This is a genomic window from Sphaerochaeta sp. S2, from assembly GCF_016406725.1.
Classification (GTDB): domain Bacteria; phylum Spirochaetota; class Spirochaetia; order Sphaerochaetales; family Sphaerochaetaceae; genus Sphaerochaeta.
The window spans coordinates 1-10,211 of record NZ_JAEKNT010000446.1 but is presented as its reverse complement, the minus strand read 5'-3'; the positions used below and the strand labels follow the sequence as shown (position 1 = coordinate 10,211).

Annotated in this window: 9 protein-coding genes; all 9 read left to right on the top strand. The window is 48.2% G+C overall.

What is annotated here, in order from left to right:
• The first annotated feature begins 61 nt into the window (after positions 1-61).
• A complete protein-coding gene (gene nusA, locus JF818_RS12870) occupies positions 62-1,564 on the top strand; it encodes a transcription termination factor NusA (protein WP_198892390.1) in 1,503 nt (500 codons plus the stop codon).
• Positions 1,565-1,579: 15 nt separating this feature from the next.
• On the top strand, positions 1,580-4,315 hold the full coding sequence (infB, locus tag JF818_RS12865; RefSeq protein WP_198892389.1) for a translation initiation factor IF-2: 2,736 nt from the start codon (positions 1,580-1,582) through the stop codon (positions 4,313-4,315).
• A gap of 5 nt (positions 4,316-4,320) precedes the next feature.
• The gene (gene rbfA / locus JF818_RS12860; RefSeq protein ID WP_198892388.1) at positions 4,321-4,683 is read left to right on the top strand and encodes a 30S ribosome-binding factor RbfA; all 363 of its coding nucleotides are present in this window, start codon (positions 4,321-4,323) and stop codon (positions 4,681-4,683) included.
• The gene (truB, locus tag JF818_RS12855; protein ID WP_198892387.1) at positions 4,667-5,569 is read left to right on the top strand and encodes a tRNA pseudouridine(55) synthase TruB; all 903 of its coding nucleotides are present in this window, start codon (positions 4,667-4,669) and stop codon (positions 5,567-5,569) included. Before rbfA ends, truB begins: the two co-directional genes overlap by 17 nt.
• Positions 5,556-6,392, top strand: a complete 837-nt coding sequence (locus JF818_RS12850; RefSeq protein ID WP_198892386.1) for an FAD synthetase family protein — start codon at positions 5,556-5,558, stop codon at positions 6,390-6,392. The genes truB and JF818_RS12850 overlap by 14 nt, the downstream gene beginning before the upstream one ends.
• On the top strand, positions 6,389-6,655 hold the full coding sequence (gene rpsO / locus JF818_RS12845) for a 30S ribosomal protein S15 (RefSeq protein ID WP_198892385.1): 267 nt from the start codon (positions 6,389-6,391) through the stop codon (positions 6,653-6,655). Before JF818_RS12850 ends, rpsO begins: the two co-directional genes overlap by 4 nt.
• A gap of 117 nt (positions 6,656-6,772) precedes the next feature.
• Positions 6,773-8,881 (top strand): polyribonucleotide nucleotidyltransferase, encoded by a 2,109-nt coding sequence (pnp, locus tag JF818_RS12840; RefSeq protein WP_198892384.1) that lies wholly within the window; start codon positions 6,773-6,775, stop codon positions 8,879-8,881.
• Positions 8,871-9,332, top strand: coding sequence for a dUTP diphosphatase (gene dut, locus JF818_RS12835; RefSeq protein WP_233067781.1), 462 nt, complete (start codon positions 8,871-8,873; stop codon positions 9,330-9,332). The genes pnp and dut overlap by 11 nt, the downstream gene beginning before the upstream one ends.
• Before the next feature lie 2 nt (positions 9,333-9,334).
• On the top strand, positions 9,335-10,211 hold an 877-nt coding region (locus JF818_RS12830; protein ID WP_198892383.1), incomplete at its 3' end, for an LptF/LptG family permease.

Genomic DNA, 10,211 nt, shown 5'->3' with positions numbered 1-10,211 from the left:
GTTGTGGAGTTGGCTTCTATCCAGAAGGCTAAACTCGACTATAGATGGGAGGACAATTCACATGGCAACTGAAATTGGTGACGCTATTAGAAGTATGGTAGCGGAAAAGAGCATTTCCGAGGAGCTGGTTATCAGCACCATTGAGGACATACTCCGTGCTGCGTACAAACGTAAATTCGGTACCGATGAGAATGCCGTCATAGAGTTCAGTGAAGATTATACCAGCGTTGAGCTCGCAAGCAGACGCCAGATTGTCGATGATGACGAATGGTACAATGAGGTGACTGAGATTCCTCTCAGTGAAGCGAAGGAAATCCACGAGGAGTGTGAGATTGGTGATGAGTTGCTCATTCCTGTCGACCTCAAGGAATTCGACCGTATCAGTGTACAGAGTGCAAAACAACGTGCCCATCAGAGCTTTCGTGATATCCAGAAGGATACGCTGTACAGTGAATTCAAGGCAAAAGAAGGTCAGTTGATCATCGGTTATTACAGGAGACAGGCTCCAACCGGCGACATCTATGTCGATATCGGCAGCACTGAAGGCCTTCTTCCCAGGAGAAACCAGTCCAGCAGGGAAAGCTACCAGAGCAATGATAAGATCAAATGCTATGTTGAGAGTGTAGAGAAAGCTGAGCGTGGAGTTCGGGTTATCCTTTCAAGAACAAGTAGTGAATTGATTCGCAAGCTTTTCGAGGTTGAAGTACCGGAAATTGCTCAGAACCAGATTGATATCATCAAGATTGTTCGTGAAGCCGGATACCGCACAAAGGTTGCCGTTGCATCACGTAATGACGATATTGACCCTGTCGGAGCCTGTGTTGGGTTGAAGGGAAATCGAATTCAGACTATCATGAGCGAGATAGAGGGTGAGAAGATTGATATTCTTCGCTACGATCCCAACCCAATCAACTATATCCGCAATGCGCTCTCCCCAGCGCAGGTAAAGGATGTAGTGGTTCTTGACAAGAATATCTATCATGCAGTTGCCATTGTTGAAGACAGCCAGCTCTCATTGGCCATTGGTAAGCAGGGTCTGAATGTCCGTCTGGCCAATAAGTTGGTCGACTGGATGATTGATGTGAAGACCCAGGCTCAGTTTGATGAGATGGATATTGCCAAGGAAGCCCGATCAAGGGCTGAAAGCATCTTCCTTGATGAGCAAGAGTACTATGGTGAAGAACTCGTTGCCCAGAATGATGAGGAAGTGATTATTGGACAGGAAGGCGAGGTTGTTCCTGAGGAGAGCTTCGTTGATGAGGATGAGATTGCCCTCTCTGAACTTCCTTTGGATGAGATGTTGCTGAAGAAACTCCATTTCCACGATGTGTATAGTGTTGAAGAGTTCATCAATCTCAGCGAAGAGGATCTCGCGAGCTTCAGTGATTTGAGCGAGGAAGAGATTATTGCAATCATGGATACCATCAATGAGTACGTTGATATCGTTGAAGATGAAGAGGAAACTGAGACTGAGTATGTCTGTCCCAATTGTGGTTCCTCCATCACAGAGGATATGAATGTGTGCCCAAACTGTGGTACAGGTCTGGTATTTGAGGTAGAGTAAATTATAGAGGAAATAATGTCGGAAGAGAATAACAAGCCAAAAGCAACGTTGATCAAACATGTTGTGAATCCTACGGAACACAACAAAGAGCAGAAGAGTCCCGCCAAAGAACCTGAGTCCAAGCCAAAAGCTCCCGCTGAAAAGCGTAGGGTGGTAGTGGTTAAGAAGAAGGTAGTCGTGGTAAAGCCTCAGGCTCGCAAGGAGGCTGAAAAGCCCGAGAATGAGAAGCAGGAAGGCAAGAAGACCTCCAAGGATGAAGGCAGCAAGGAAGCATCTGAAAAGAAGAAGACAGCTTCTGATGGCCGCACAAGCAGTGTGGTACGAAAGGCCCATCGTCACAGTGGGTCAGAGAACCTATCCTCTTCTCCCTTGCATAACGGTCCGGTCGTCATCAGGCCGACTAATCTGCCACCGGTTCCCAACCAGGGATTGACGGTCAAGGATCATAAGGAGTTGCAGGATAAGAATCCTGGTGGCATCTCTTCCAAAGAGAGTCCGGTCCCCAGTTCCGGCCCACGTGTAGCAGGAATGGTTGGAGGACGTCCAGCTCCTGGGACCAGACCACAATTCCGCCCCAACAACAACAGGGGTGGGTATCAGGGTCAGGACAATCGTGGTCCAGCCAGACCTGCTGGAGCAGGTGGGTATCAGGGCCAGGATAATCGTGGACCTGCCAGACCTGGTGGATACAGGCCTAATCCGAACGGTCCTGCAAGGGGTGGCGCTCCATTCCAACGCAGTGGCGGTGGTGTTGGATTCAGAGGACCTGGTGGCCCCCGTCCTCCCTTTGGTGGACCGCAAGGTAGAGGAGGGAATCGACCTCCTATGCAGGATATGGCTCCTGTTAACCAGCGTACCAACAAGAAAAGCTTCAAAAAGAAAAACAACGCTACGTATAAGAAACGGAATGCCGAAGAAGAGAAGGAATTCCAGATCCAGAGACGCAAGCAACAGGCAGCAGCCAAACTTGCAGCAGTACCCAAGTCCATTGACATGATGGAGGTCATTACGGTAAGTGACCTTGCAAAGAAGATGAACTTGAAGGCTGGAGAGATCATAGCGAAGCTTCTTAAGATGGGTATGATGGTTACCATCAACCAACAGATTGACCACGAAACAGCTGAAATCATTTGTAGTGAATACAACTGTCAGGTTAATCTGGTCTCCCTCTATGATGAAACCCTGATCGTTAGTGATCCGGACAAGGATGAGGACCTGATTAATCGTGCTCCAATCGTGACGGTTATGGGACACGTTGACCATGGTAAGACCAAGTTGCTTGATGCAATTCGTTCCACCAAGGTTGCCGAAGGTGAGTATGGTGGGATTACCCAGCATATCGGAGCCTACAAGGTCGATCTCCCTGGAAAGGGTGAGGTTGTCTTCCTTGATACTCCTGGACACGCCGCATTCTCCATGATGCGTGCCCGTGGAGCGCAGGTTACTGATATTGTCATTCTGGTGGTAGCAGCCAATGATGGTGTGATGCCGCAAACCCGTGAAGCTATTGACCACGCTCGTGCAGCTAATGTTCCCATCATTGTAGCGATCAACAAGTGTGATCTGCCTGAGGCTAAGCCTGAGCGTGTCATGCAACAGCTCTCTGACCTTGGCCTGATGCCTGAGGCATGGGGCGGACAGACACTGTATTGTGAGATATCTGCACTGAAGAAGATTGGTATTGACGAATTGCTTGATACCATCCTCCTTGAAGCTGAAATGCTTGAACTGAAAGTCAATGCAAATTGCAGGGCTGAAGGAAAGATCATTGAAAGCAGAATCGACCAGGGTAGGGGTATTGTTGCCTCCATCTTGATCGAACGTGGTACCCTGAGACAGGGAGATCACTATGTTGCCGGTATTTATCCAGGCCGTGTTAGAGCCATGTTTGATGACAAGGGGAAAAAGATTGAGGAGGCTGGTCCTTCCACTCCTGTTGAGATCATCGGTCTCTCGGATATCCCGGGAGCAGGCGATCCGTTCCAGGTCACCGAAGATGAGAGACAGGCTCGTCAGGTTGGTAACAAACGACAGGAGCTTGAGAGAATCGGGGATAGCCGCAATGTGAAGAAGGTTACCCTGGACAATCTCTACACCAAGATCAAGGAAGGGACCATCCAGGAGTTCAATGTCATCATCAAGGGTGATGTACAGGGATCAGTCGAGGCCTTGCAGGGTGCACTGCAGAAACTCTCCAATGATGAGATCCATCTCAATGTAATCCGTGCAAGTGCCGGTGCAATCATTGAAAGTGATGTCACCTTGGCCAGTGCATCTGAGGCATTGGTTATCGGGTTCAATGTACGCCCGACTCCAAGAGCCCAGGTCCTTGCTGACCAGGAGAAGATCGAGATCCGTAAGTACAACATCATCTATGATGTGGTAGACGATATCAGAAGTGCTATGGAAGGTATGCTCAGTCCTGAGGTACATGAGGTTGAGATCGGTACTGTTGAGGTCCGTGATACCTTTAAGGTACCCAGAATTGGAACGATTGCCGGATGTATGGTTACCAGTGGAAAGGTCAAGAGAAATGCCTATGCAAGGGTCTTCCGCGAAGATATCCAGCTCACTTCCGAAAAAGTCAAGATTTCGAGCTTGAAGCGGTTCAAGGATGATGCGAGAGAAGTTGCAGAAGGCTTTGAATGTGGTATTGGACTTGAAAATTTCAACGACTTGCATGTTGGAGATATCCTTGAGATCATAGAGACTGAGGAGATCGCCCGCAAGTTGGTATCAAAAAGTGAATAACAACCATGAGTGAATATAGCCAGAAGCGAATAGAAGCAAAACTCTCTGAGGCGATCAGCATGCTGATCGTCAAAGGGGAGGTGAAAAATCCCCTGGTTAGCACCCTTTGCTCGGTAAGCAAGGTGGAGCTCTCCCAGGACAATGCCTATGCGACCGTCTTCATCTCCTCGGTTCTTGATGACAAGAGCCTTGAGGAGAGTGTTGCGGGGTTGCAGAAAGCAAGTGGATTCATTCAGAAACGTGTAGGGGCATTCCTGAAAACCCGGAATACCCCTGTACTGAGATTCAAGGCAGACATCTCTCTGAAAGAAGGTCAAAAGATCAATGCCTTGATAGATTCATTGGTGGAAGATGGGAAAGAACGCTAGTATTCTCCTCATCAACAAGAAACGGGGACTGACAAGTTTTTCGAGTCTTAACGATATCAAGCGTACCATAGACCCAAAAGTAGGGCATGCTGGTACGCTTGATAAGTTTGCAGAGGGACTCTTGATTGTGTTGACAGGCAGTATGACCAAACTGAACGTCCTGTTTTCCCAGATGGACAAGCAGTATCGTGCCCATATCCAGTTTGGAAGAGAGACCGATACCCTTGACCCGGAAGGGGAGGTGATAGCAGAATCGGCTATTCCTTCCTATGAAACAATTTTGCAAGCCATTCCATCGTTTGTGGGGGAAGGAGAGCAGGAACCCCCTGCCTATAGTGCCTTGCATATCAATGGGAAACGGGCAAGCAAGCTGGTCAGGCAGGGTAAGGAGGTGGTCATGCCAAAACGACCGATCACCATTTATGCATTTACCCCAATCAGCTATGAGGATGGTGTCCTTGTTGCAGACATCCATGTATCAAAAGGCACCTATATCCGAAGTATTGCCAGGGATCTGGGAAAAGCGTGTGGAAGTAGGGCATACCTTACTGCTTTGACGAGAACCAGCATTGGGCCGTTTTCCCTTGATGAAGCGGTAGATGCAAAACAAACAGAAGAACTCGTATCCTCCATGCAGTACACTGATGCATTTCTGAAAAGACTGGATACCATCAGTATATTTGAAATACCTGATTCAGAATTGTTTCGTGTAGCCAATGGTGGTTATCCCCAGAGGATGACGTGCATCAAGGAGGGTAGGGATGCAGTCTTTGGTGCCTTGTACAGCAAGGATGGTATCCTGCGAGCAGTATCCAATATTGAGGAAAATCGTCTGATTGCTCAAATACACCCGTTTTCAGGGGGGAGGCAGTATGAAACGGTATGATTTCATGCATCTTTCAGCTCATCCGGTCCTCTGGCAGGTACCAATGGTAGTCTCCATCGGTGTATTCGATGGTCTTCACCGTGGCCACTTGACCATTCTGGACCGTACAATCTCACTAGCCAAGGAAAATGAGTGGGAGAGTATGGTGATTACCTTCGACAAAAATCCCAAGATGGCAACGAAAAGCCAACCATACCATTCCAAGCTCACCACTGAAGGACAAATGCAGGAAATCCTTGCCAATCTTGGTGTTAACCATATGGTAGTCATTGACTTTTCTGCTGATTTCAGTAAACTCACAGCTGAGGAGTTCCTAACTTTGGTTTGTGCTTTTTGCCAAGTCAAGGCGATGGTTGTCGGAGAAGATTTCCGCTGCGGTGCCCCGGCGTCAAGTGCCGGACCTGTTCAGCTGCAGGAATATCTGAACCGATTGTCACCTGGGGCATTTGTGGAAGTTCCTCCTTTTGTCCAGACCGACAAAAGAGAGGTTGTTTCAAGTACCTTGGTGCGTAAAAAACTTCTTAAGGGCGCTTTGGAAGAAATCCAAAGTATGCTCGGCAGACCGTATGAGTTGGATTTGGTGGCTCACCCCTCCAAGTTTACAGATGACGGGCTGCTGTACCGTACGGCTTCCTTCATGCAATTGCTACCGATGGCTGGCGTGTATGATGCCTACCTTACACTTTCGGATGATACGAAGGTTCCTGTGAAAACAATCATAGGGGATGAAGACCTTCTGATTATTCCAAAAGAGGTAATGTGGGATATGAAACTGTTACGTACAAAAAGACTTAGCTTAATTGCTAAGGGGAGTAGTTCATGATCTCGAAAGAACAGAAACAAGAAATCATCGCAAAGTATGGTGGTGATGAGAAGAACACTGGATCAACCCAGGCACAGATTGCTTTGTTGACCGCCAGAATCAACGACCTGCAGATTCACTTCAAGGCAAATCCTAAGGATCATGCTGGAACAAGAGGGTTGTTGCAGATGGTCGGACAACGCAGACGTCTTCTGAAGTATCTGCGCAACAATGACATCGACGCCTACCGTGCGCTGATCGCAGACCTCGGTCTGAGAAAATAACGGTGGTGTTTTCACGGTAATTTTGTGTGAATGGCTCCGATGGCTTTTCAGGCTGTTGGAGCTATTTATATGATATAGTAAGGAAGAACAAAAAGAACGAAGAAAGGAAAAAGTAAAATGGAAGTTAAGAAAGTATCTGTACGGATTGGTAACTCCGACCTGGTTTTTGAAACCGGAAAAATTGCCAAACAAGCCAATGGCTCCGTCTATGCCCATTATGAAGGGAGTGCGGTTATCGCAACGGTCTGCTGTGGCAAACAACCCAATGAAGGTCTGGACTATGTACCACTCAGTGTTGAGTATAATGAAAAATATTATGCTGCAGGAAAGATCCCTGGTGGATTCCTTAAGAGGGAAGCCCGCCCCAAGGACAAGGAAATTCTCGTCAGCCGCTTGATCGACCGTCCGATGCGCCCCCTGTTCAACAAGGCCTTCGGTAGGGAAATCCAGATTGTCCCCACTGCAGTCTCATCTGACATGAACAACACCCCCGACATCATTGCCATGAATGCAGCAAGTGCTGCAGTTACCATCAGTGATATCCCATTCGGTGGCCCTATTGCTGCTGTACGCATTTCACTTCTTGATGGCAAGTATATTGTCAATCCTACCTTCAGTGAAATTGTAAAGAGCGAACTCGATATTGTTGTTGCTGGTACCCGTGATGGGATTACCATGGTTGAAGGTGGTGCAAAAGAGGTGAGTGAAGAAGTGATGCTTGAGGCAATCGCAACTGCCCAGCCTTTCATCACCAAACTCTGTGATGCACAGCTTGAACTTCGTGAACTTGCAGGAAAAGAGAAACTCCCCATCATCGAGAGCACAGTTGACCTTTCCTGGCTTGAGCCTGTGAAAGCATTTGCCTATCCCCTGATCAAGGAAGCATCCTTCGTCAAGGGCAAGATGGAGCGCTATGCTGCTCTTGCTGAGGTGCATGAACAGGTGAAGGAAAAGTTTGCTGAATTGATTGCTGAGGACGAGAATCGTCCAGGCCAGCTTGGTGGGCTTTTCGAAGACCTCGAATATGAGATTCTTCGCGCCTCCATCCTCAACGAAGGTGTTCGTACCGATGGCAGGAAGGTAGATGAAATTCGACCGATCACCTGTGAGGTTGGACTCTTATCCAGAACCCATGGTTCAGCCCTCTTCACCCGCGGTGAGACCCAGGCCTTGGCAGTCACCACGCTTGGTACCTCCAGTGATGAGCAAATGTTTGATACCATTGATGGTGAGAAATCCTTCAGTTCCTTTATGCTGCACTACAACTTCCCTCCCTACAGTGTTGGTGAGACCGGAAGGCTCTCCACCGGTAGAAGAGAGATTGGGCATGGTCACCTTGCCCAGAGAGCTCTGGAGGCTATCATCCCATCCAAGGATGTATTCCCTTATACCATCCGTGTTGTCAGTGAGATCATGGAGTCAAACGGCTCCTCATCCATGGCATCGGTGTGTGGTGGTTGTATTTCATTGCTGGATGCTGGTGTTCCTGTAAAGACTCCTGTAGCCGGTATTGCCATGGGCTTGATCACCGAAGGTGCTGATTACTCCAAGTATGTGGTACTCAGTGATATTCTCGGTGAAGAGGACCACCTTGGCGACATGGACTTCAAGGTAACTGGATCCCGCGAAGGTATCACTGCTTTCCAGATGGATATCAAGATTGCCGGTGTTACCCCTGAGATCATGAAGAAGGCGCTTGAACAGGCCAAGGCAGGAAGAATCCATATCCTGAATATCATGGAAGCTACCCTGAAGACTCCTCGTGAGGAGATCAACGAATACGCTCCCAAGATCCTGACCATGAAGGTTGACCTTGAGAAGATCGGCGCTGTCATCGGAACCGGTGGTAAGACGATCAAGGCAATTGCAAGCCAGAGTGGTGCAGAAGTAAATATTGCTGATGACGGGACCATTACCATCTTCGGTAGGAATGCTGCTGCGGCTAAGCTGGCCAAGGAATTGGTACAGTCCATCGTTGAGGAACCCGAAGTAGGAAGAATCTACCAGGGAACCGTTAAGAGGATCATGGACTTCGGTGCCTTTATCGAGATCCTGCCAGGTAAGGAAGGGCTTTGCCATATTTCCAAGCTTGCCAAGACTCGTGTCCAGAACGTCGAAGATGTACTCACTGTTGGCCAGTCCGTACCGGTGAAACTTATCGAGATCGACCGTCAGGGTCGTTTGAACCTGAGTTACATCGATGCAATCGAAGGCAATGCCAAATAACATGGAGAGCCATTCGATTCCGGTAAAGGTCAAGAAGCTCAATGAGCACGCTCTCCTTCCCGTATATGGGACGGAGAGAAGTGCAGGTGCTGATCTTTCGGCCTGCCTGGAGGAGGATTTACTCCTTAAGGCAGGTTCCTATGCAAAGATCCCCACCGGGTTGAGCATTCAGGTTCCTCCTGGATATGAGGCACAGGTCAGGCCAAGAAGCGGGCTTGCTGCCAAACATGGGATTACCGTTCTCAACAGCCCTGGTACCATCGATAGTGATTATCGTGGAGAGGTGGCTGTCCTCTTGGTCAACCATGGGGAGAAGGACGTGGTCATCCATACAGGAGACCGTATCGCACAGATGGTTATCGCACGGTGTGAACAAGCCTCCTTTTTACCGACTATGGAGCTTGATGCTACAGAAAGGGGAAGTGGAGGTTTTGGTTCAACGGGAGTATAGCGTTGAAGCAAGGTGCACGATTCAGCTTAGTATATCGCCACATAGGAAGGGAGTACCTCCTTTCCTTTATTGTGGCGTTCTTTTTTTTCTTTTTCATCTTTTTCATCAACCAGATTCTTCTTATTGCCCAACGGATACTCCTCAAGCAGGTGGATTATTTCTCAGTATTCCAACTGGTAATGCTCTCAATCCCACAGTTTTTGCTCTACACATTCCCGTTCTCCAGCCTCACTGCTTCAAGCATGGTAATCGGGGACCTCTCGGGGAACAATGAGATCCTCGCAATCCGTAGTAGTGGGATATCATTGAAACATGTGTTTCTACCCATCATCCTCATCTCCCTGGTCTTTTCATTCATGACATTCCTTACCGCAGACAAGGCACTCCCTTGGAGTACCAAGAAGTATCGTGAACTCTACAGCGGTCTTATGAGAGAGCTTCCTACCTTGGAACTTGCCAGCAACTCCACGAATACGATAGGCAACAAGGTCTTGGTCAATAATGAAGTAGTGGGAAACACCGTACATGATATCGTCTTGTTTGAAACCTCAAATGACCGAACCGGCCAGATTCTCAGTGCCCCATCGGCTGAGGTAACCCTCTATGATCTGAATGCATTCATCTACCAACTTGAGATGGATAATCCCTTGATGCTCAGGAATGATGTGGAAGGTGGATGGGCTCTCTCAAAAGCGGATAGTGCGAGGTTCTTTCTCAATTTCTCAGGACAGATAGCCAGTCTTGCCTCAGCACTCCCTTCTCAGTTGTCAGTCAGGGAACTACAGGAAAACATCGCCATTCATCGCTCTGCCCTTGAAGAGGAAACAGTTCGACATGAAGAAAAGCTTCAAAAAGCAAGGTTATTTACTGTTTCTTATA

What these genes read in the sequence shown, in the direction of transcription:
- rpsO (WP_198892385.1), top strand. Translation starts at nt 6,389, where the DNA reads ATGATCTCGAAAGAACAGAAACAAGAAATCATCGCAAAGTATGGTGGT.
- rbfA (WP_198892388.1), top strand. Translation starts at nt 4,321, where the DNA reads ATGAGTGAATATAGCCAGAAGCGAATAGAAGCAAAACTCTCTGAGGCG.
- dut (WP_233067781.1), top strand. Translation starts at nt 8,871, where the DNA reads ATGCCAAATAACATGGAGAGCCATTCGATTCCGGTAAAGGTCAAGAAG.
- truB (WP_198892387.1), top strand. Translation starts at nt 4,667, where the DNA reads ATGGGAAAGAACGCTAGTATTCTCCTCATCAACAAGAAACGGGGACTG.
- JF818_RS12850 (WP_198892386.1), top strand. Translation starts at nt 5,556, where the DNA reads ATGAAACGGTATGATTTCATGCATCTTTCAGCTCATCCGGTCCTCTGG.
- nusA (WP_198892390.1), top strand. Translation starts at nt 62, where the DNA reads ATGGCAACTGAAATTGGTGACGCTATTAGAAGTATGGTAGCGGAAAAG.
- pnp (WP_198892384.1), top strand. Translation starts at nt 6,773, where the DNA reads ATGGAAGTTAAGAAAGTATCTGTACGGATTGGTAACTCCGACCTGGTT.
- infB (WP_198892389.1), top strand. Translation starts at nt 1,580, where the DNA reads ATGTCGGAAGAGAATAACAAGCCAAAAGCAACGTTGATCAAACATGTT.